At 70.9% G+C, this 20474-nt stretch carries 17 protein-coding genes; 4 read left to right on the forward strand and 13 right to left on the reverse strand.

Going from position 1 to position 20474, the window contains the following annotated elements:
- Positions 1-557: 557 nt before the first annotated feature.
- The 9 genes from FV226_RS11820 to FV226_RS11860 all read right to left on the reverse strand — a co-directional run bounded on the left by FV226_RS11820 (position 558) and on the right by FV226_RS11860 (position 9716).
- Positions 558-1367 (reverse strand): MBL fold metallo-hydrolase, encoded by an 810-nt coding sequence (locus FV226_RS11820; protein WP_147763071.1) that lies wholly within the window; start codon positions 1365-1367, stop codon positions 558-560.
- Between the two features lie 43 nt (positions 1368-1410).
- Positions 1411-2208: a TatD family hydrolase gene (locus FV226_RS11825; RefSeq protein WP_147754283.1), complete on the reverse strand. Its 798-nt coding sequence runs from the start codon at positions 2206-2208 to the stop codon at positions 1411-1413.
- 62 nt (positions 2209-2270) lie between these two features.
- The gene (gene metG / locus FV226_RS11830; RefSeq protein ID WP_147763072.1) at positions 2271-3836 is read right to left on the reverse strand and encodes a methionine--tRNA ligase; all 1566 of its coding nucleotides are present in this window, start codon (positions 3834-3836) and stop codon (positions 2271-2273) included.
- Positions 3837-3887: 51 nt separating this feature from the next.
- A complete protein-coding gene (locus FV226_RS11835) occupies positions 3888-4949 on the reverse strand; it encodes a DNA polymerase III subunit delta' (RefSeq protein WP_147763073.1) in 1062 nt (353 codons plus the stop codon).
- Positions 4939-5667 carry a dTMP kinase gene (tmk, locus tag FV226_RS11840; RefSeq protein ID WP_147763074.1) on the reverse strand — a complete coding sequence of 243 codons (729 nt, stop codon included), beginning with the start codon at positions 5665-5667 and terminating at the stop codon, positions 4939-4941. Before tmk ends, FV226_RS11835 begins: the two co-directional genes overlap by 11 nt.
- A 31-nt stretch (positions 5668-5698) precedes the next feature.
- Positions 5699-6907, reverse strand: a complete 1209-nt coding sequence (locus tag FV226_RS11845; protein WP_147763075.1) for a D-alanyl-D-alanine carboxypeptidase family protein — start codon at positions 6905-6907, stop codon at positions 5699-5701.
- A 235-nt stretch (positions 6908-7142) separates the two neighbouring features.
- Positions 7143-8399 (reverse strand): septal ring lytic transglycosylase RlpA family protein, encoded by a 1257-nt coding sequence (locus FV226_RS11850; protein WP_147763076.1) that lies wholly within the window; start codon positions 8397-8399, stop codon positions 7143-7145.
- A gap of 323 nt (positions 8400-8722) precedes the next feature.
- Positions 8723-9040, reverse strand: coding sequence for a ribbon-helix-helix domain-containing protein (locus FV226_RS11855; RefSeq protein WP_147763077.1), 318 nt, complete (start codon positions 9038-9040; stop codon positions 8723-8725).
- Entirely contained in the window at positions 9024-9716 is a 693-nt protein-coding gene (locus tag FV226_RS11860; RefSeq protein ID WP_147753340.1) for a ParA family protein, read from the reverse strand. Before FV226_RS11860 ends, FV226_RS11855 begins: the two co-directional genes overlap by 17 nt.
- Before the next feature lie 525 nt (positions 9717-10241).
- Here FV226_RS11860 and FV226_RS11865 point away from each other — a divergent pair.
- Positions 10242-10838, forward strand: a complete 597-nt coding sequence (locus FV226_RS11865) for a PAS domain-containing protein (RefSeq protein ID WP_147763078.1) — start codon at positions 10242-10244, stop codon at positions 10836-10838.
- A gap of 88 nt (positions 10839-10926) precedes the next feature.
- Entirely contained in the window at positions 10927-12573 is a 1647-nt protein-coding gene (locus tag FV226_RS11870; protein ID WP_147763079.1) for an acyl-CoA synthetase, read from the forward strand.
- Between the two features lie 37 nt (positions 12574-12610).
- On the opposite strand, the gene FV226_RS11875 is transcribed toward FV226_RS11870, so the two are convergent.
- Together FV226_RS11875 and FV226_RS11880 are read right to left on the reverse strand one after the other, a co-directional pair.
- On the reverse strand, positions 12611-14884 hold the full coding sequence (locus tag FV226_RS11875) for a TonB-dependent siderophore receptor (protein WP_147763080.1): 2274 nt from the start codon (positions 14882-14884) through the stop codon (positions 12611-12613).
- Between the two features lie 240 nt (positions 14885-15124).
- On the reverse strand, positions 15125-16357 hold the full coding sequence (locus tag FV226_RS11880; RefSeq protein ID WP_246691576.1) for an alpha/beta hydrolase: 1233 nt from the start codon (positions 16355-16357) through the stop codon (positions 15125-15127).
- Between the two features lie 350 nt (positions 16358-16707).
- Between FV226_RS11880 and FV226_RS27945 the strand changes: the two genes are divergently transcribed.
- Complete coding sequence (locus FV226_RS27945) at positions 16708-16869, forward strand: hypothetical protein (protein ID WP_187273662.1); 162 nt, start codon at positions 16708-16710, stop codon at positions 16867-16869.
- Positions 16870-16919: 50 nt separating this feature from the next.
- Here FV226_RS27945 and FV226_RS11885 read toward each other — a convergent pair whose 3' ends face one another.
- Both FV226_RS11885 and FV226_RS11890 read right to left on the reverse strand, forming a co-directional pair.
- Positions 16920-17435 carry a hypothetical protein gene (locus tag FV226_RS11885; RefSeq protein ID WP_147763081.1) on the reverse strand — a complete coding sequence of 172 codons (516 nt, stop codon included), beginning with the start codon at positions 17433-17435 and terminating at the stop codon, positions 16920-16922.
- A 158-nt stretch (positions 17436-17593) separates the two neighbouring features.
- Positions 17594-18709, reverse strand: a complete 1116-nt coding sequence (locus FV226_RS11890) for a replication protein RepA (protein ID WP_147763082.1) — start codon at positions 18707-18709, stop codon at positions 17594-17596.
- A gap of 828 nt (positions 18710-19537) precedes the next feature.
- Here FV226_RS11890 and mazG point away from each other — a divergent pair.
- A complete protein-coding gene (gene mazG, locus FV226_RS11895) occupies positions 19538-20410 on the forward strand; it encodes a nucleoside triphosphate pyrophosphohydrolase (RefSeq protein ID WP_147763083.1) in 873 nt (290 codons plus the stop codon).
- Positions 20411-20474: the final 64 nt, after the last annotated feature.

The raw sequence follows: 20474 nt of genomic DNA on the forward strand, positions 1-20474 counted from the left end.
AAATCCAGGGCTATCAACCCCAAACCACCTTGCCCGTCTTGGAGAACCGTGATACCGAACCAACCACTCGGTGGTCCGCCTCAGCGGTGGGAGGCGTCTAAGCCCGCCCAGACCCCCTGTCAACCCCGTTTTCAGCAGCGCTGAAATCCGGACCCGACACTCACAACCGACAAAAACAGCAGAGCGTCCGGTTTTCACCGGCCTGCCCAGCCAATCCATCGGAGGTGATACCGGCTCCGAAAGGTCCGCGTCGCCGCCGCCCCGTTGCCGATGAGCGGGGTATACGGACCACGCAGACGCCCGTCAACAGGGGGGCGCAAAGAATCCGAAAAATCCGCGACAGGCATGTGACGGGGCCCTGGATCCGGCCTGTGCCGCCGGATGGTGTCTCTCGATCGTCAGGTCTTCCTGGTCGAGCGGCGTCTGCAAAAGCGCTCGGTTTCGTTTGCCGGATCGATCGACGTGACCCCGCCGCTTCTACCGTCGTGGTGGCCAGGGTGACCGCGTTCCACGGGTCCGGAGCGCCTTCACCTCCCCGCCTTCGGCGTCGAGCCGTTCTAAGCGGGCAGGTCGAGGGTCACGGTCAGCCCGTCGTAGGCGGGCACCACGCCGGGCGGGAGCTTGGCCGCCAGGGTCGCGTGGTCGAGGTCGGTGTGCAGGTTGGTGAGGATCGCGCGGCGCGGGCGCACGTCGTCGATCAGCGCCAGCGCCTCCGAGACCGAATAGTGGGTCGGGTGCGGGGTCTCGCGCAGGGCATCGATGATCAGCAGGTCGAGGTCGTGGAGGCGCGCGCGCGACGCGTCCGGCAGCAGGCTGAGATCCGGGATGTAGGCGGCCGGCCCGAGACGGAAGCCGAGGGCCGCCTCGTTGCCGTGCTCCACCGGCAACGCCTCCGCCTCGATCGCCCCGCCCTGCCCCTGCACCGCGACGGTCTCGTGGTGCGGCAGGTCGCGAAGCTCGAGGATCGGCGGGTAGGCGCTGCCCGGCGGCGTCGTGAAGCAGTAGCCGAAGCGTGCCCGGAGCAGGTCGCTCGTCAGCGCGTCGGCGTGGACCGGGATGCGCGCGCGCATCTGGATCACCAGGGGGCGCAGGTCGTCGATGCCGTGGGTGTGGTCGGCATGCGCATGGGTGAACAGCACCGCATCGAGCCGCGTCACGCCCGCGTCGAGCAGCTGCTCGCGCAGGTCCGGCGAGGTGTCGATGAGGAGCGTCGTGGCGGCGTCGGCCTCCCGGCGCGCGACGAGGATCGAGCAGCGGCGGCGGCGGTTCTTCGGGTCGCGCGGGTCGCAGGCGCCCCAGCCGTAGCCGACGCGGGGCACGCCGCCGGACGAGCCGCAACCGAGGATGCGCAAAGTCAGCGTCGCCATCCGGACCTCCGGCTCGGGTGGTATCCGAGGACGGCGCCGGTTGTCACGCGGGCGCGCCTGCCTTCGGCTGCGTCTTGGCGAACAGGCGATGGAAATTCGCGCTGGTGAGGCGCGCGAAGGCCTCCGCGTCGAGGCCGAGGGTTGCGGCAAGCGATCGCGCGGTGTCGGCGGTGTAGGCCGGCTCGTTGGTCCGCCCGCGATGCGGCTCGGGGGCGAGGAACGGCGCGTCGGTCTCCACCAGGATGCGATCGTGCGGCACCTGCCTGGCGATGTCGCGCAACGCGGTGGAGCGGCGGAAGGTGACGATCCCCGAGAACGAGACGAAGAGGCCGAGCTCGACCCCGGCCTCGGCCAGCCGCGCGCCGGACGAGAAGCAGTGCAGCACCGCCGAGAACCGGCCGCGGCCCATCTCGTCGGCGAGCACCCGCTCCATGTGCTCGTCGGCGTCGCGGGCGTGGATCACCAGCGGTAGCCCGGTAACGCGGGCGGCCTCGATGTGGGCGCGCAGCACCTGCTCCTGGACCATTGCGGGCGCCGCGTCCGCGTAATGGTAGTCGAGCCCCGCCTCGCCGATGCCGACGCAGCGCGGGTGGTCGGCGAGCCGGGCGATGACGTCCGGCGCGACGTCCGGCTCCTCGGCGGCCCCGTGCGGATGGGTGCCGACCGTGTACCAGACCTCCGGGTGGGCCTCGGCGATGGCGCGGTAGGTGTCGGCCTTGGCGACCCGCGTCGCGATCGTGAGCATCCCGCCGACGCCGGCGGCCTTCGCCCGGGCGATCACGCCGGGGAGGTCGGCGGCGAAATCGGGGAAGTCGAGATGGCAGTGGCTGTCGACGAGCATGCGGTCCGGGAGCCTGGGCGAGGGGTTCGTTCGGCGGATTCGATGCGGCGGAGACGGCCGGCTCAGGCGGCCGGGGCCTCGGGCTTCTCGAACCGCGGGAAGATCGGGCTCGGCGCCGGCAGCGGCGTTCCGGGGGCCAGGCGGGCGCCCTCCCCCACGTGGGCGAAGTCGCGCCGGCCGGCCGGCACCGCCAGCACATCGAGCAGGCTCGCGGCCGAGCGCGGCACGAAGGGCTGCACCAGGATGCCGACCGCGCGCAGCACCTCCGCGGTGACGTAGAGCACCGTGCCCATCCGCTCCGGATCGGTCTTCTTCAGCTTCCACGGCTCCTCGGACGCGAAGTAGCGGTTGGCGTCGGCCACCACCGCCCAGATCTCGGCGAGGATGGCATGCAGCGCGAGGTCGTCCATCAGCGCCCGCGCCCGCGCCGGCAGGGCGTCGGCGGCGGCGAGCAGGGTCCGGTCGGCCTCCGTGAAGGCGCCGGGCTCCGGGACCACGCCGGACAGGTTCTTGGCGATCATCGAGAGCGAGCGCTGGGCGAGGTTGCCGAGGTCGTTGGCGAGGTCCGCGTTGATGCGGGTGATGATCGCCTCGTGGCTGTAGCTGCCGTCGCCGCCGAACGGCACGTCGCGCAGCACGAAGTAGCGCACGGCGTCGACGCCGTAGGTGTCGGCGAGGTCGATCGGGTCGAGGACGTTGCCGAGCGACTTCGACATCTTCTCGCCCTTCGAGAGCAGGAAGCCGTGGCCGAAGACGCGCTTGGGCAGCGGCAGCCCGGCCGACATCAGGAAGGCCGGCCAGTACACCGCGTGGAAGCGAACGATGTCCTTGCCGATGACGTGCAGGTCCGCCGGCCAGAACCTGCGCCGTTCGTCGGCCTCGTCGGGGAAGCCGGTGACGGTGAGGTAGTTCGTCAGCGCGTCGACCCAGACGTACATGACGTGGCCCGGCCGGTCGGGCACCGGCACGCCCCAGTCGAAGGTGGTGCGGCTGACGGACAGGTCCTTGAGGCCGGAGCGGACGAAGCTCGCGACCTCGTTCATCCGCGATTCGGGGCCGATGAAGTCGGGCTGCGCCTCGTAGAGCGCCAGGAGCCTGTCCGCATAGGCCGAGAGACGGAACAGGAAGTTCTCCTCCTCCATCCACACCACGGGGGTGTCGGTGGCGAGCGAGCGGCGGGTGCCGTCCTCGAGCAGGCGGGTCTCGTCCTCGCCGTAATAGGCCTCGTCGCGGACCGAGTACCAGCCGGCATAGGTGTCGAGGTAGATGTCGCCGTTGGCCTCCATCCGCCGCCAAAGCGCCTGGGCGGCGGCGGTGTGGGCAGGTTCCGTGGTGCGGATGAAGCGGTCGTAGGCGCAGTCGAGGCGGTCGGCCACCGCCTGGAAGCGGGCCGCCATGCCGTCGACGAAGGCCCGCGGCGTGGTGCCCGCGCGCGACGCCGTCTGCTGGATCTTGAGGCCGTGCTCGTCGGTGCCGGTGGTGAACAGCACGTCGTAGCCGTCGAGGCGCTTGAAGCGGGCGATCGCGTCGGTGGCGACCACCTCGTAGGCGTGGCCGATATGCGGCGCACCGTTGGGATACGAGATCGCCGTGGTGATGCTGAAGGTTTTGGCGGTCACGTCGGACATTCCCGGATACACGGCTCTGAGGGATCGGCGCCGATCCGTCGGGACGATGCTCTAGCCGGTCCGCACGGCGCCGGCGAGGTCCGCGAACAGCGACAGGACCACGGGCCGGCGATCGAGATTGTAGGTCGCGGCCTCGCGCGCCGTACGGCCGAACTTCTCACACACCTCGACCAGGGCCGCAAGGCGGGCCGGCGGCTCCGCCCGGCGGCGATGGAGCTCGGCCGAGACGAAGCGCTCGACGGTCTCCAGCCCGGCTGCGAACAGGGGCTCGGCCTCGCGCCCGGCGAGCTTGTCGGCGAGCTTGAGGACGCGGCCCCAATCCGGATGCCCGGCGCGCGACAGCAGGGTCTCCATCTCGGCGACCAGCCCCTGCATCGCCGGGTCGAGCATCGCCACCGCCCGGGCCACCGAGCCCTCGGACAGGTCGGCGGCGCGGGCGAGCGCCTCGGCTGACGGGGCCGGGAACGGGGCGGGGAAACCGGACACCACCGCCGAGACGGAGGCCGCGTCCAGCGGCCGGAGCGCGAGGGCGCGGCAGCGCGAGCGGATCGTCGGCAGCAGTCGGCCCGGCGCGTGGCTGACGATGAGGAACAGCGCGCGGACCGGCGGCTCCTCCAGCATCTTCAGGAGCGCGTTGGCGCCGTTGCCGTTCAGGTCCTCGGCGCTGTCGACGATGCAGATGCGGTAGCCGGCATTGCCCGCGGTGGAGCCGAACAGCTCCAGGGCCTTGCGCACCGCGTCGACCGGGATCTTGGTCGGCAGCGTCTTGGCGGTCGGCACCCGATGGCGGCGCAGGGCCACGAGGTTCGGATGCGAGAGCGCCGCGATCTTACCGACCACCGGATCGTTCGCGGCGATGCCAAGGCCGGGCGCCCGCGAGGCGCCCTCGGGGTCGGCGAGCAGCCGGCGGGCGACGCGGTAGGCCAGGGTCGCCTTGCCGATGCCGGCGGGGCCGCCGATCAGCCAGGCATGGTGCAGGCGACCCGAAGCGATGCCCTCGGCGAAGGCGGCCTCCGCCTCGGCATGGCCGACGAGGCGCGTGGTCTCGCGCGGGCGGACGATGCCGGCGAGGTCGCCGGGCTCGACGTCGTCGGGCGCGCGCTCAGGCGGCATCGGTACGGCCTTCGGTGTCGTCGACGAGATCGGGCAGGCGTGCGGCGACCGCCCGCCGGACCGCCTGCGCGACCGCATCGGGGTCCTGCGCCGCGTCGACGAGGACGCAGCGCATGGGTTCGGCCTCCGCGATCGCCCGGAAGGCGTCGCGCAGGCGGCGGTGGAAGGCGAGATCCTCGGCCTCGAAGCGGTCCGGGGCGATCTGCCCTGCCTGCGACGCCTCTTGTGATGCCTCTTGCGACGCCCTCTGACCAGCCGCGCGCGCGCGCGCGCGGGCCAGACCGATCTCAGGGTCGAGGTCGAAGACCAGGGTGAGGTCGGGCCGCGTCGGCCCGACGACGACGCGCTCGAGCGCCGCCACGGCGGTGGCGTCGAGGCCGCCCGCGGCCCCCTGGTAGGCGCGGGTCGAGTCCATGAAGCGGTCGCACAGGACCACCTCGCCGGAGGCCAGGGCCGGGCGGACCAGCCGGTCGAGGTGGTCGATGCGGGCGGCCGAGAACAGCAGCGCCTCGGCAAACGGTCCGTAGGGCTTGGCGATTCCGGCGAGCAGCGCCGTGCGGATCTCCTCGGCGCGGACCGAGCCGCCGGGCTCGCGGGTGGTCGTGACCGTGCGATGCGGGGCGAGCGCCCGGGCGAGGCGGGCCACCTGGGTCGACTTGCCGGCCCCCTCCCCGCCCTCGAAGGTGATGAAGACGCCCGGCGGTGTCGGAGCGGTCATGGCTGAACGGAGCCGCCGCGCCTCTCCGTCGTCACGACGGGTTGGCGGACTTGTCACTGGTCCTGTCGCCTTTGCCCGCCTTGTCGAAGGCGCGGCGGACGATGCCGGTGCTGAATTCGAGCGCGGCGTCCATCGCGCGCTGCTGGAGCGTGCCGGCCTCCACCGAGGCGCCCGCGTAGAGCGGCTGGTCTAGGGCGACCGCGTCGCCGCGCATGATCCTGAGGCGGCCGACCTCGCGGCCCTCCGTCACGGGGGCGACGAGAGGTCCCTGGTAGATCGCGCGCGCGGTGACGCGGTCGGACGACCCGCGCGGCAGCAGCACCCGCACCGGCTTCTTGGCGACCAGCGGGACCGACCCCGACGCGCCCCCGAACACCGAGGCCTCGGCCACGGTCTCGCCGGGGGTGAAGACCTGCCGCGGCTCGAAGGCGCGGAACCCCCACTCCATCAGCTTGCGCGCCTCGGCCGCGCGGTCCCGCGCCGTCTTGAGCCCGGAGATCACCATGATCAGGCGCTGGCCGTTCTGCACCGCCGACCCGGTGAGCGCGTAGCCGGATTCCTCGAGGTAGCCGGTCTTGAGCCCGTCGGCCCCGATGTCGAGGGCGAGCAGCGGGTTGCGGTTCTGCTGCTTGATCTTGTTCCAGGTGAACTCGCGCTCGGAGAAGATCTTGTACAGGTCCGGGTAGGTGTCGATGATGTGCGCGGCCAGCTTGGCCATGTCGCGCGCGGTGACCCGCTGGTCGGGCGCCGAGTAGCCGGTGGCGTTGCGGAAGGTCGAGCGCGTCAGCCCGATCTCCTTCGCGCGCTGGTTCATGATGCCGGCGAACGCCTCCTCGGAGCCGGCCATGTTCTCGGCGATGGTGATCGCCGCATCGTTGCCCGACTGGACCACGAGGCCGCGCAGCAGGTCCTGCATCTTGATGCGGCTGTTGACCTGAGCGAACATCGACGAGCCGCCGCCCCCCGCCCCGCCCCGGCGCCACGCGTCCTCGGTGACCGTGAACTCGGTGTCCGTGCTCAGGCGGCCCGATTTCAGGGCGTCGAACACGATGTCGGTGGTCATCAGCTTGGCCATGCTGGCCGGGGCGAACGGCTCGTCGGCCGCCTTCTCGAACAGCACCGAGCCGGAATCGGCGTCGACCAGGATCGCGTGCGGCGCCGCGGTCTGGAAGACCTGGGCGCAGGCCGGCGCCGCCAGCGCGCAGGCCGCCGCCAGAAGGAAGACCCAGGTCCTGCGCATCACCAACTCCCGTGCGGCCGGGCCGCCACGTTTCCGAACGTCCCGCCTCGCATAACAAGCGTGACCATATTACGGTTTCCGCGCGGGATCGAATGCGAAATGACGCAGCGCACCGCCTCGCACACCCTACGGTGCGCATTCCCCCGATCTCAGATGGCCTTGCGTGAGGCGTTCCGAGGCCCCGGGGAGCCCCTTTCGCGGGGACCGGCCGGGCGCTTTCGGGCCCGATCGCCCGTCAGTAGATCCCAGCGAGCCGTGCGCCGCGCTTGTCAGGTGACTTGTCGGCAAACTTGGCCGCCGGCTTCGCCGCGAGGTCGGGACGGCCCTTCGCGGCCGTCTGCGCCGTCCCCTTGCCCCCAGGGGCAGTGGCGGTGGCGGGGACGTTGGTGAGACGCGCGAGCGCGAGCTTGGCCGAGGGCAGCATCGCCGGCGGCACCGCGCCAACCCGGGCCGCCGGGGCCCGCGGTGCCGCGGCCTGCGCCATCCGCGGCGCGGCGGGGGCGTTCGCGGCGAGGCGGACCGGCACGGGGCGGCCAAGGACCTTCGCGCCCGGCGCTTGAGCCGGGATGGCACGCTCGGCGGACGGGTTGAGCCCGGCCACCCGCACCGGCTCCGGCCGGAACGGCTGCCCGCGCACGGCCGTCGGCTGCAGCGCGGCCGGCACGGCCACCGCCGCGCGCGCCAGAACGATCGGCGCGCGCACCGGCCGCGGGGCGGGCGCCTCGTCGCGCTCCTCGCGCTCGGGGGCCGGCTTGAACGCCAGCGGCGCCGGCGCCGTCCGCGAGAACCGCTCCGGCTCCTCCGAGGGGCCGAGGTCGGCCACCATCACCGGGGCGCGCCCGCCCGCCGGCACGCCGTCGGTTCGCAGGGTCGCCAGGAGCTTGCGGTCGTCGGAACCGGCGACCGAGGCCTTGCCGAGATAGGCGACGCGCACGTGCGCCGTGCCCTTGTTGTGGAATTCGAGCGCCCGGGCGACCTCCTCCGAGACGTCCATGACGCGGTCGGCGTGATAGGGGCCGCGGTCGTTGACGCGCACCACCATCGAGTAGCCGTTGGCCGTGTTGGTGACGCGGACGTAGCTCGGCAGCGGCAGGGTCGGGTGGGCGGCGGCGATCGAGTGCCGGTCGAACACCTCGCCGTTGGCGGTCATGCGCCCGTGGAAGGCGGCGCCGTACCAGGAGGCCAGCCCCTCGCGGACGTAGCCGCGGGCATCCTCCTTCGGCACGTAGGTGCGGCCGGCGACGACGTAGGGCTTGCCCGAGAAGCGGCGTCCGCCGCCCTTCGGGATCACGTCGCCCTCGTTGTAGAGGCGCGGGCTGGTCTTCACGCCGTATTTCGGGTCGAGCCCGTTGCCGGCGGGGCCGGCGAACTTCTGCGGGTTCGTGCTGCAGTTGGCGGTGGCCAGCGCGATCGCCGAGACCGCGAGCAGGCGCCGCAAGGGGAGCGGGCCGCGGCACGAATCCGGGATTCGAAGAAGCGTCGAACGCGCCATGCCCACCGGATCCGCCTGTACGCCACGTGCCGAGACACCGGCCCGCGGGGAAGCGGTCGCGCCGGAGCATTCGGTTCGCCCCCTGCACAAGGGGACGGTCACCGAACGAACCGACACTTGTCCGAACGCCGTAAAGGAAGCCTGAACGGGCCGGGCGCCGGGGCGTCCGGCTCACGGGATTCACAGGGTTTCGCGCTCCGTCGACGCATGAGGATGCGGCAGCAAAGCGTTGCACTGACATTCAGAAAGCGGGTTCTGGCCCATCGACGGGACCGGTCGGACGTGCCGCCTCGGCCGCGGGGTTTCCGGGCAGGCCTCGGATCTCAGCGCGGGAGATGCTCCGAGAGCTGCTCGATCGAGCGGGCGCCGCGCTGCTTGAACAGCAGGTCGAGGGCTTCCAGCATGATCGCGTGCATCTTCGTGCGCTCGGCGTAGGCGAGGTCGCGCAGCTGGTCGTAGACCGGCGGCTCGAGGTAGACCGACATCTGTCGTGCGCGCTCCTTCAGGGTGGCGGGGCCGCGCTTCTGCGGGGCTGCGCCGCGGTCGAGCTGGACGATCTCGGCGGTCTGCGGCGCCCCGCGCGTGGCCGGCGACGAGGCCGCGACGATCGAGGCGAGGTTCAGCTTAGGCGGCTTCGACATGCTTCACCGCCTTGCCCGAAACAAGCTTGCCCGAGACCGCCTGCCCCGATCCCACCTTGCCCGCCTGGGTGCGCTTCTCGATCCAGGACCAGAGCCGGCGCACCTCGCCCGCCGCCTGCCCCTTCGGGTTGAACTCGGTGACGCCCTGGCCGACGCCGATCGCGTCCTGGTGGTCGGTGCGCGCCACGATGTTGACGTCGGGCAGGATGCCCAGCACCGCGAGGCCGTCGGCCGCGTCGCGGATGCGGTAGGAGCGCGGCGGCGTCTGGTTGAGGACGAAGGCGAACTTCTTCTCGAGCCGGTACACGGCGGCCAGGGTCGGCTTGAAGGCGCGCAGGTCCGCGGGCGTCGGCCGGCACGGGATGATGCAGAGGTCGGCGGCGCGGATCGCCGAGAGGGTGCCGGTGGAATCGACGCCGGGCGTGTCGATGAAGACGTAGTCGTAGGACGATTCGCGAAGCTGGTTCATCACCGCGTCGATCTGCGTGGCGTCGATCTGCGCGACCTCGGGGCCTTCCGCGGTGCGGTGGTCGAGCCAATCGGAGATCGTGGCCTGGCGGTCCATCTCCAGGATGCAGACCGAGCGCCCGGCCTCCTGCGCGGCGACCGCGAGCGAGATGCAGAGCGTGCTCTTGCCGCTGCCCCCCTTCTGGGTGACGAAGGTGATCGCTTTCATCGGGTGGTCCTCGGTTCAGGCTTGCCGTGTCCAGGGCTTGTTTCGTCTAAGGCTTGCTTCATCCAAGGCTTGCTTCGTGCAAGACCCGCTTCGCCCGAGGCTTGCTTTGCCTAGGACTTGCCTGGGTCGAGATCGGCCTGCGGACGTTCCGTTCGCGAGCCGAAGCGAAGTTGCGGCGCACGCGCTCGGAGCAACCTAGCGTCAAGAGATCCGCGCCGAGGCGATGATCCTGTGACCCAGGGATGCCGTGATCCCGATATCGCGTCGGTTATGGTTAAGAGGCCGTTAACGCAGGCGCGGGCCGTGCCGCACGGCCGGGCGCCTGCCGGAGGTCCGTCGACGCCGCGGCGCAGGGCGGACGCGGAACGCGGATCCAAAGCCAACCTCAAGTTCGTTTTTGCGGTCCCGGACGTCTTGGCACTTTTCTTAACTCAGGTAATGAATTAGATTGGTTTCCAGCCTCAACGCGGTGGTGGTAAATATACCTCAGGTTTACGTTCTAGAGGATCGGTCTTCAGGAGTTGCATGACACAGGCCCCGCCCCCTCATCCGAACGACGATCTCCGGGCGGTCCTCGATGCCTCCGGCGTCGTCGGCGCCTGGGTGCACGACCACTGGGCGGGGCGCCTCGCGCTGTCGGGCGACTTCGCCGGCCTGCTCGGCCTCGATCCCGAGGTCGCGGCCGCCGGCGTGTCGCTCGGCGCCTTCCTCGACAGGACCCATCCCGAAGACCGCGCCCGGATCGAGAGCTGCCTTCACGCGGCCGGCGAGGTCGGCGGCCCGATCGAGGCCGAGTTCCGCACGCTCGAATCGGAGGTCGGGACGCGCAAGCTCCTGATCCGCGGCCGCGTCGAGCGGAACGCGGCCGACGGGACGGCGCAGGGGCGCGGCATCGTCATCGACATCACCGAGAACCGGTCGGCCGACCTGCGCCAGGCGGAGCGCCTGGTGAACCGCATGGCCGAGCACGTCATCGCGCTGCGCGCGCTGGCCGACGGCCTCGGGCAGGCGAACCTGACCAAGCTGGTCGACGGCCTGATGATCGAGATCGGCTTCGAGCTCGCCAAGTTCCTGCACGAGCCGCACACCCTCGGGCCGGGGCGGGCCGAACGCCACCACTGATCGGAGCGGGTTTCGGTGGGCCGAGGGCCGTTGGACCCCGCAGCCGCGCGCGGTACTGTCCCGGCGACACCTTGGCCCGGAGGCCGCCATGCGCCGCGACACGATCTACGACCGCGACCTCGACCGGAACCCGGCCAACCACCAGCCCCTGACGCCGCTTGGCTACCTCGACCGGGCGGCGCGGGTCTTCCCCGATCAGGTCGCGGTGATCCACGGGCCGCTGCGGCGCTCCTACGCCGAGCTCTACGCCCGATGCCGCCGCCTGGCTTCGGCGCTCGCCGCCCACGGGATCGGTCGCGGCGACACCGTCGCGGTGCTGCTCGCCAACACCCCGGCGATGATCGAGTGCCACTACGGCGTGCCGATGGCCGGCGCCGTGCTCAACACCCTCAACACCCGCCTCGACGCGGCGGCGCTGGCCTTCTGCCTCGCGCACGGCGAGGCCAAGGTCCTCGTCGTCGACCGCGAGTTCTCGGGCATCGCGCGCGAGGCGCTGGCGCAGGCCGGGCGCAGCCTGCTGGTGATCGATGACGACGACCCGGAATATGCCGGCGCCGGCGAGGCCCTCGGCACCTGCGACTACGAGGCGTTCCTCGCGAAGGGCGATCCCGAGCACGACTGGGCGATGCCCGACGACGAGTGGGACGCGATCAGCCTGAACTACACCTCCGGCACCACCGGCGACCCGAAGGGCGTGGTCTACCACCATCGCGGCGCGGCCCTGCTCTCGCTCGGCAACGTCGTCATGGGGGCCTTGGGGCAGCACCCCGTCTATCTCTGGACGCTGCCGATGTTCCACTGCAACGGCTGGTGCTTCCCGTGGACGCTGTCGATCGTGGCCGGCACCCATGTCTGCCTGCGCCAGGTCCGGGCCGGGGCGATGTACGCGCTGATGGCCGAGCACGGCGTCACCCACCTGTGCGGCGCGCCGATCGTGATGCAGCTCCTGATCAACGCGTCCGACGCCGAGCGCCGGCCCCTGCCCCGCCGGGTCGCGTTCTTCACCGCCGCCGCACCCCCACCGGAGGCGGTGCTGGCGGGCATGCGCGAGGCGGGCTTCGCCGTCACCCACCTCTACGGGTTGACCGAGAGCTACGGCCCGGCGGTCGTCAACGCCTGGCACGCCGAATGGGACGACCTCCCGGCCGACGCCCAAGCCGCGAAGAAGGCGCGCCAGGGCGTGCGCTATCCCGTGCTCGAGGGCCTCGACGTGCGCGACCCCGAGAGCCTCGAATCCGTGCCCGCCGACGGCAAAACGATGGGCGAGGTGATGATGCGCGGCAACGTGGTGATGCGCGGCTACCTCAAGAACCCGGCCTCCACCGAGGCGGCGTTCCGGGGCGGCTGGTTCCACACCGGCGACCTGGGCGTGAAGCACGCGGACGGCTACGTGCAGCTCAAGGACCGCTCGAAGGACATCATCATCTCGGGCGGCGAGAACATCTCCTCGATCGAGGTCGAGGACGCGCTGTTCAAGCACCCGGCGGTCGCCGCCGCGGCGGTCGTCGCCAAGCCCGACGACAAGTGGGGCGAGACGCCGTGCGCCTTCGTCGAGCTGAAGGAGGGCGCGTCGGCCGACGCCGACGACCTGATCCGCTGGTGCCGCGGCCGGCTCGCCGCCTACAAGATGCCCCGGACCATCGTGTTCGGCGAGCTGCCCAAGACCTCCACCGGCAAGGTGCAGAAGTACCTGCTGCGAGAGCGGGCGCGCGCGGGGTCGGAGCAGGAATCGTAGCCGGCGACGCGGGCGGCACGCGCCGCCCGCGCGGGGATCACCACTTGTAGGCGAGGCTCGCCACCACGCGGCGGGCGTCGCCGTAGAAGCACGAGAAGGACGACTGGCAGGAGGAGACGAAACGGCGATCCGCGATGTTGGTCGCGTTGACGGCCAGCCGCCACCGGTCCCAGTTGTAGTGCACCTGCGCATCGAACAGGACGTATTCCGGCACCCGCAAGGTGTTGGCCGTGTCGGCGTAGGATCGACCGACGTAGCGCACGCCGCCGCCGAAGCCGAAGCCGCGCCATTCGCCGGCGGGAATGGTGTAATCCAGGAACAACGAGGCGAAGTTCTCGGGAATGTTCACCGGCACCTTGCCGAGGGTGGTCGGGTCGGCGCTCTTCTCCGTGGTCAAGCCGTAGACGGTGTAGGCGGCGACCGCATTCAACCCTTCCGCGAGGGTCGCGGTGAACTGCGCCTCGAAGCCCGTGGAACGGACCTGTCCGATCTGGGATGAGAAGAAGGTGTTCGGAACAGGCGTCTGCACGTTCTGGCGATGGATGTCGAAGCCGGCCAGCGTCAGGAAATAGCCCGCACCCGGCGGCTCGAACTTGACGCCGCCTTCGATCTGGTCGCCGGTCTCCGGCTTGAAGGCCTGATTGTTGATGTCGGTGCCGAGCAACGGCTGGAACGAGGTCGAGTAGCTGACGTAGGGCGCCAACCCGAAATCGTAGTTGTAGATCAACGCCGTGCGATAGGTGAAGGCGCTGTCGCTGCGGCCGTTGCTGCCGGCCCCGGCAGTGAGCTTGTCGACCACCCGGTTGTCGGCGAAGTCCTGTCGGCCGCCGAGGACGAGGGTCAGGCGATCCGTGAGCTTGATCTGGTCCTGGAAGTACAGGCCGAGCTGCGTGAAGGAATCCGCGTTGACGAGGTAGGGCGAGGGGCGGCCTGTCGCCGGTCCGTAGGTCGGGTTGATGATGCTGATGTCGGGGACGGCGTAACCTGCCGCGAAGTTGGTGCCCTGGTTGTCGTGCAACTGGAAATTCTTGTAATCGAGGCCGATCAGCAGGTCGTGCTTGAAGATTCCGTCGAAGAAGCGCGCCTCGGCCTGGTTGTCGACCTGGAACAGCCCGATCTTGCTCGACGTCAGGAACTGGTAGCGCGCAAGCCGGGTCTCTGCGGCGTTGCTGTAGCCGAGCTGGCCGATATCCGAGTTCTGGAAGCTTTCGCTGAACGAGTAGCGCAGGTTCTGGCGGATGGTCCACGTCTCGTCGAAGGCGTGCTCGAACTCGTAGCCGGCAAAAGCCTGCTGCCGTCGGAAGGTGTTGAAGCCGGCGTCACCCAGATTGAGCGAGCGCGGGATGTACAGGCCCGACAGGTTCCGACGCACGGTGCCGGAGTAGGGCAGGAAGTTCGCGGTGACGGCCGTGTTGTCGTACTGGTAGCTCGTCAGCACCGTGAGCTTGGTCGCCCCGTCCGGCTTGTAGGTGAAGGCCGGTGCGATGTAGCCGCGGTCCTCGGGAGCGCCGTCGACCTGGGTGCCGCCGGAGCGGCCGAAGCCGGTGAGCCGGTAGAACCAGTGGCCGGACTCGTCGGCCGGGCCGCCGACGTCGAAGGCGGCGTATTTCTGATCGAACGAGCCGCCTCCGACCTCGACGTAGCCGAACGGATCCAGCGGCGGCCGCTTCGTGATCTGGTTGATGATGCCACCGGGCGAGCCCGCGCCGAACAGCACCGCGGCCGGCCCGCGCAGGATCTCGATCCGCTCCAGGCCGAAGGTCTCGGCCTTGAAGGTCCCGAAGCCGTAGTTCAGGAGCTGCAGCCCGTCACGGTAGATGCCGTAATCGCTCGCGACGAAGCCGCGGATGGTGAAGTAATCCACGCGGGAATCGGCGCCGAAGGTGCCGGAATAGACGCCGGCGACGTACTGCGTCGCCTGGGTCAGGGTCTGGGCCTTCTGCGCATCGATCTGCTCGCGACCGACGACGCTGATCGATTGCGGCGTCTCGATCAGGGGCGTGTTGGTCTTGGTGGCGGTGGCCGAGCGGGTCGCGACGTAGCCGTCCACCGGGCCGGTCGGACTCTCGATCGCGCGCGCGCCGACGCCGGAAGCCACGGGCGACGCCGGGCCGGCGCGGCCTTCCACCGTCAGCGTCTCGAGCTGCACGCTCGCCTCGGCGGGCGGGTTGCCGACGCCGCGGCGCGGCGCGGTCGCCTCCTGCGCCTGCGCGGGGGCCGACGGGACGAGGGACGCCAGCGCGAACAGCGAGGCGCCGGCCAGCACGAGGCTGCGCAGGTCCGGAGTTGGGCGGAGGGCGGAACGACACATGGGACTGAGGGGCCTTGCCAGGATGCGGACAGCAGAGGTCAATCGCTGCGAAACAGGCTTCGCGGCGTTGTTTGGAATAATGCTAAACTGATGTTCTAATTGGCTTTTCTGGATCTTCGTTACGGCCGGGGCCTGGCGCGCACAAGGCCTCGGCGGACGGATGCGCCCGCCTGTGGCCTGCACGCCACGGTTGGTGCCGGCACCGCGGGCTTCGCTCGGTTCGATCGGTCTCGACCGGCCTCAGCGCGGGCGCGCGGCGATCCAGCCGATCAGCGCGTCGGCGACCGCGTCGCTGTTCTTCTCCAGCATCATCATGTGGCCGTTGCCGCGCAGGCCCGCCTCGGCGAGCTTGAGGCTGTCGGGCCGGGCGCCGGCCTGGGCGAGGAAGGCGGTGGTGCAGTCGTCGACGGCCGTGCGGAACGAAGCCTCGGCGGTGACGATCACCGCGGGCACGCGGGCGAGGTTCGGGAGGCTGCGCACCGGCTCGCCCTGGAGCCAGCAGCGGATCCGCCCCTCGGCCGCGGGCGCCTTGGCCTGCATCACCACGAGATCCTCGGGCGACTTCACCGGCGGGTCGAAGGTCAGCGGCACGCGGGTGATGCCGTAGGCGCGGGCGCGCCCGTCGCCCGACTTCTCGTAGAAGTCCTTGCCGCCGCGCAGGCGCACGTCGAAGAAGGGCGGCCCGTTCGGCTCGACCGCGACGTGCGCCTTCACGAGGTCGGGCCGCGCGTCCGAGACCGCCCATCCGAAGAGCCCGGCCTGGCCGTGGGTGACGAGCACCGCGGGCCCGATCTTGTCCAGCAGGGCGATCAGCGCCGGGTCGACCAGCTCCTCGGTCTGCTGCGCGCCGGCGAGGTAGGGCACCTGGCTCGCGAAGAACTGGTCGAAGGCGGCGTTCCCCTGCACCCCGGGGCCGCCCGGCCACTGGGTGTGGAGCTTGGCCTGCGGGAACAGGTCGTAGAGCTCCTGGGCGGTGTAGGTCTCCTCCAGGGCGCGGGTGGAGAACCGGGCGTAGGGGCCGTAGACCTCCGGGTTGGTGCCGGAGCGGCCGCGGCCGACCTGGTCGACGATGTAGACCGCAAACCCCTTCTCGACGAAGCGCTGGGCCCAGCCGGGCCGGCCGTCCGGCGTGCCGAGGAAGTTGACCCCGGTCTGCGAGATGCCGTGGACCATCACCACCGGCCAGGGCTGCGTGACGGCGGCGGGCCGCCGCGACTGCACGAACATCTGGCCGACCATCACGGTCTTGTCGGCGACGCGCTCGTAGCGGCCGCCGACGTAGAAGTAGCCTGCCACCGTCGGAGGCCCGCCGGCTGGGGCGTCCTCGGCGGCGGACGATGGCGCCGGCGCCAGGAGGGCGGCGAGGCTCGCGACGAGGGCCGCCGCGAGCCGCGCCCGGTGCCGGCTCGGCCGCTTGCGCACCACCTGCCCTGCGCGCGCGCCGTGCCGTGAAATGCCTCGCGTGGCGACCATGCCGTGCTCCCGCCGAGGCCCTGCCCTCGCCGGGCGGCTTATCGCGGGATTTGCCGCGATGGACCAGCCGTGCGGCGCCGCACCTGACCGGTTCGACCCGGAATTTCGCGCGCCGACACCTCGATGGCGGCCAGCGTCGGCGCGAACCTGGGGGCGAACCTGGGGGCGAACCGGCAAACGTTCACGAATTCTCCATCCTCGTTGCGTTTCATGCAGGTCTCGCGTGCGGTGGCGCACGAGGCTTGATTCGAACGCATGACTGCCACCGCCCGCGCCCCGGTGGTGCCCCGCGAAGGCGAGGCCCACATCTGACGGGAACGCAAACCTCTCCCCCACCAGGATTTTTCGCCGTGGACGTCGCGACCGCCAAGACCCTCGTCTCCGCCATGCTGGTCGGCGCCATCGTGGTGTTCAGCATCGTCTCCCTGCGGATGTTCGTGCTGGAGGTCGGGCGGGATCTCCGCTCCGCCCGGGCGCAGCGCGCCGCCTCCGGTCGCGACACCGTCGCGTAGGGCCGGAGCGGGCGCGGCTTCGCCCGCACCTCATTCTTACCCTGCCCCGCCTACTCCGCCCCGAGCGCCGGCGCGTAGACCGCGTCGCCCAGGCGCCGCAGCGGGCCGTGCGGCCCCGAGCGCTTCCACAACCGGGTGTTCAGCGCCGCGACTGGGTCCTGGCCGGGGACCGCGAACCCCTCGGCGACGAGGGCCTCCAGGATCTCGCCCGCATGCATCGGCCGGCCGGCCCGCACGAGGATGCCGCAGGCGGCCTCGATCAGGGCGCGGCCGTAGCAGCGCGCGCCTGCCGGATCGACCTCGAAGGCGACGGGCACCCGCTGCGGCGGCTCAGGCGCGGCCGGCATGGTTCGGATGGCGGCCGGCGCGCGCGGCGAGACCGCCTCGGGCGGTTCGTGCAGCTCCGAGGCTCGCTCCTCGGACTGGGCCGGCGCCGGGCCAGCGCCGCGCAGGCGCCGGCCGAGTTCGAGATACAGGACGTGGTCGGCGATCTCGCGGTCGAGGGCCTCGCGCCGACGGCGCAGGTCCGACAGGCGCGCCTCGATCTCCGCTTCCGACAATTCCATCACGCCCGGCGCTTTCCTTCCAATGGAAGAGATGGAATATCATCATTCCTAGAGGGAAGGAAGATGCAGAGGCGGTGGCAGCTCGCGACGCTTCAGGGAATGGAACACTCGTTCCCAACGACGGAGCAGCTCGTATCGCTGGAATACACGGGCATTCCCTAAACGGCTCCCTCTTTCCCTGCCTGCATCTTCCGTATTCCCTTGCGGGGCGGAACGAGGAGCATGCCGGGATCGGCCGGCTGCAGGGTCATGCCGCCGTCGTCGAGGGCGACCGGCAGCTTGGGAAACACCTCGCACAGATGCGCGACGTCGGTCTTGAACGCCTGACGGAAGCTGCGGATGCAGGCGTTCTCGGCGCCGAACTGCCCGTGCAGGTTCGTCCAGGTGAGCCGCAGGGGTCGCTGCAGGGCGCGCAGGCGGTAGCCGACCCAGAACAGCAGGTCCAGCTTGCGCGCGGAGCCGGAGAAGGCCCGCGCCGCCCGGATGTCGACGGGCAGGGCGTGCCGGATCAGGTTGTCGTAGAAGTCCTGGTGGAACTGCACGGTGCGGGACCAGGCCGCGCCCTCCCCGTCCCTCGCCCCCTCCCGCGCGCTCGGGCGCCACAGGTCGAGGCTGCGGAACGGCGGCACGTTGAGGGTGCTGGCCTGGTCGTGCCCGTCCCACAGGCCGATCTGCATCGAGCAGGCGGCGAGCCGGTTGAGCTGTTCCTTGAACTGCCGGATCGTGCCGCGCTCGCCGCCGGTGACGGCGAACCCCATCTCGCGCATGAAGCCGGACAGGGAATCGGCGACCTCGATGGTCGGGCTGCGCTGGCGCACGGCCTCGGTGCAGAGGTGGAGCAGCACGAGCCGCGCCTTCGGGCCGTAGGGCAGGCCCTGCGGCTCCATCTCGCCGGTGACCGGGCTCTTCAGCCGGCCGGCGACGAGGTTGAGCGAGTTGCGCCCGTAATCGCGGGAGAACTCCCGTACCGGGCCGGGATCGCGATAGGGCAGGCCGCACAAGGCCAGCACCGAATGGATGTGCTGGAGGTTCTCCGGCACGGTCGGCTGGTTCTCGATCACCTCGCGCACCGCGTCGCGCCGGCGCTGGTCCCGCCCCATCCCGGCTCGCCGCCCGGCGACCGCGCCCTGGGCCGAGGCCTCCGCGTCGCGGACCTGCTGCCGGTGGAGGATGTGCTCGACGATCTGGGCGAACAGGAAGCCGCCACGCGCCGCCTCGACCTCCGCGCGGAGGTCGGCGTCGCGGATGCCGGCCAGTCTGTCCTCGATCCCCATGCGTGTCGTCCGAAAACTCCGCGACCGCACCGTGGGCGGACCATCCCTCCCGGCCCCGCCGCAAGCGGCAGCCCGAGCGCCCGGCAGGGTCCTGCGAGGCGCGGGCCGTGATGACACGATTCACCGGCCCGGAGTCTCCCGCCGGGCCGGAGTCCTTCGGGGGCAGGGCGGTTATCCCGGCAATCCACGCTTCCCCTCCCCTCGGCCGTCCTCTCTCCGGCTTTCCGCACGGCATCCGGTGCGCGGGGGTGTCTCGAGGCCTCGTGCGCAGAGTTCGATGCGCCTCCGCGACGGGCCGCCGACCACGCAGAGTTCGATACGGGCCGGAGCTTGCGACTTGTCCCCGTTCCTCACCGGAAAACCGGCCGGATCACGCCGAATCGCATGCGGACCCGCGCAGACTCCGATGCGGCGCCGCGGGAATCCCGCGCAGAGTTCGATGCGATCCCACGCAGAGTCGAATGCGGAACCACGCAGAGTCGGATGCGAGAACCTGGGTCAACCTCCTGTCGGGGTAGCGTTTTTCGCTACCCCTTATAACCTTCAGAACAGACTCTCTGAGAATCCTTCCTGATAGTCTTCCTAGGGGGTTTTCGCGTCGTCCGCTTCGACGAACGATCCGTCACCCTCAGAATGTCCACTTGGAAGATAGGGAATATGACGCTTTTGTCCCCATAGGAGCGGCTGAGCCGGACGAAACGGGTAGGCGGATCGGCGCAGCGAAGGGTCATCGCAGCAGGCCGATAAGCGGAGGTGATTTCGCGACCAGGGCGGTCTACCCCTGCCCCGTCGGGGTCGGACGGGCCGTCCCCTCGGGAGCCCTGACGCATGGTCGAAGCGCCACTCGACGCCTTGAGGCGGGTGATGGCCGAGCTGCGCGATCCCGAGCGCGGCTGCGCCTGGGACGTCGCCCAGACCTCGGCGAGCATCGCGCCCTACGCCCTGGAGGAGGCCTACGAGGTCGTCGACGCGATCGCCCGAAACGACTTGGGCGACCTGCGCGAAGAACTCGGCGACCTGCTGCTGCAGGTGGTGTTCCACGCCCGGATGGCCGAGGAGGCCGGCGCCTTCGATCTCGACGACGTGGCTCGGTCGATCGTGGCGAAGCTGGTGCGCCGCCACCCGCACGTGTTCCAGCCAGGCGGCGCCCTGCTCCCCGTCGGCAGCCCGCGCCGGGCCGCAAGCGCCGTCGAGGCGCAGTGGCAGGCGATCAAGGCGGCCGAGCGCGCGGCCAAAAATGCGGCCAAGGATGCGGCCAAGGGCGCGGCCAAGAGCGCAGGCAAGCCGTCTCCTGCCCCCGAGGGTCCCCTCGACGGCGTCGCCGGGACGCTGCCGGCCCTGACGCGGGCGGAGAAGATCTCGCGGCGGGCGGCCGGCTACGGCTTCGATTGGGCGGATGCGGCGGACGTGGTCGCCAAGGTCCACGAGGAGGCCGACGAGGTCGCCGAGGCGCTGGCCGGCGGCGACGCGCAGGCGGTGGCCGAGGAGGTCGGCGACCTGCTGTTCTCGGTGGCCAACCTCGCCCGGCACGCCGGAATCGACCCGGAGGCGGCGCTGCGGGCCGGCAACGACAAGTTCGTGCGCCGCTTCACCGCCATGGCCGCCCGGATCGAGGCCGAGGGTGGAACCCTGTCGGACGCCGACCTCGCGGCGATGGAGGCGGCCTGGATCGCGGTGAAGCAGGCCGAGCGCAAGGCCTGATCCTGGATGCGGGATACCAAAGGGATCATCCCTTTGGCGGGTGTCGGGCGGAGCCCGACGAACC

The organism is Methylobacterium sp. WL12 (genome assembly GCF_008039475.1).
In the GTDB taxonomy this organism is placed as follows: domain Bacteria; phylum Pseudomonadota; class Alphaproteobacteria; order Rhizobiales; family Beijerinckiaceae; genus Methylobacterium; species Methylobacterium cerastii.

Excerpts from the sequence above, each read along its gene's own strand:
- FV226_RS11820 (WP_147763071.1), bottom strand. The coding sequence starts at position 1,367 with ATGGCGACGCTGACTTTGCGCATCCTCGGTTGCGGCTCGTCCGGCGGC.
- FV226_RS11825 (WP_147754283.1), bottom strand. The coding sequence starts at position 2,208 with ATGCTCGTCGACAGCCACTGCCATCTCGACTTCCCCGATTTCGCCGCC.
- metG (WP_147763072.1), bottom strand. The coding sequence starts at position 3,836 with ATGTCCGACGTGACCGCCAAAACCTTCAGCATCACCACGGCGATCTCG.
- FV226_RS11835 (WP_147763073.1), bottom strand. The coding sequence starts at position 4,949 with ATGCCGCCTGAGCGCGCGCCCGACGACGTCGAGCCCGGCGACCTCGCC.
- tmk (WP_147763074.1), bottom strand. The coding sequence starts at position 5,667 with ATGACCGCTCCGACACCGCCGGGCGTCTTCATCACCTTCGAGGGCGGG.
- FV226_RS11845 (WP_147763075.1), bottom strand. The coding sequence starts at position 6,907 with ATGCGCAGGACCTGGGTCTTCCTTCTGGCGGCGGCCTGCGCGCTGGCG.
- FV226_RS11850 (WP_147763076.1), bottom strand. The coding sequence starts at position 8,399 with ATGGCGCGTTCGACGCTTCTTCGAATCCCGGATTCGTGCCGCGGCCCG.
- FV226_RS11855 (WP_147763077.1), bottom strand. The coding sequence starts at position 9,040 with ATGTCGAAGCCGCCTAAGCTGAACCTCGCCTCGATCGTCGCGGCCTCG.
- FV226_RS11860 (WP_147753340.1), bottom strand. The coding sequence starts at position 9,716 with ATGAAAGCGATCACCTTCGTCACCCAGAAGGGGGGCAGCGGCAAGAGC.
- FV226_RS11865 (WP_147763078.1), top strand. The coding sequence starts at position 10,242 with ATGACACAGGCCCCGCCCCCTCATCCGAACGACGATCTCCGGGCGGTC.
- FV226_RS11870 (WP_147763079.1), top strand. The coding sequence starts at position 10,927 with ATGCGCCGCGACACGATCTACGACCGCGACCTCGACCGGAACCCGGCC.
- FV226_RS11875 (WP_147763080.1), bottom strand. The coding sequence starts at position 14,884 with ATGTGTCGTTCCGCCCTCCGCCCAACTCCGGACCTGCGCAGCCTCGTG.
- FV226_RS11880 (WP_246691576.1), bottom strand. The coding sequence starts at position 16,357 with ATGGTCGCCACGCGAGGCATTTCACGGCACGGCGCGCGCGCAGGGCAG.
- FV226_RS11885 (WP_147763081.1), bottom strand. The coding sequence starts at position 17,435 with ATGGAATTGTCGGAAGCGGAGATCGAGGCGCGCCTGTCGGACCTGCGC.
- FV226_RS11890 (WP_147763082.1), bottom strand. The coding sequence starts at position 18,709 with ATGGGGATCGAGGACAGACTGGCCGGCATCCGCGACGCCGACCTCCGC.
- mazG (WP_147763083.1), top strand. The coding sequence starts at position 19,538 with ATGGTCGAAGCGCCACTCGACGCCTTGAGGCGGGTGATGGCCGAGCTG.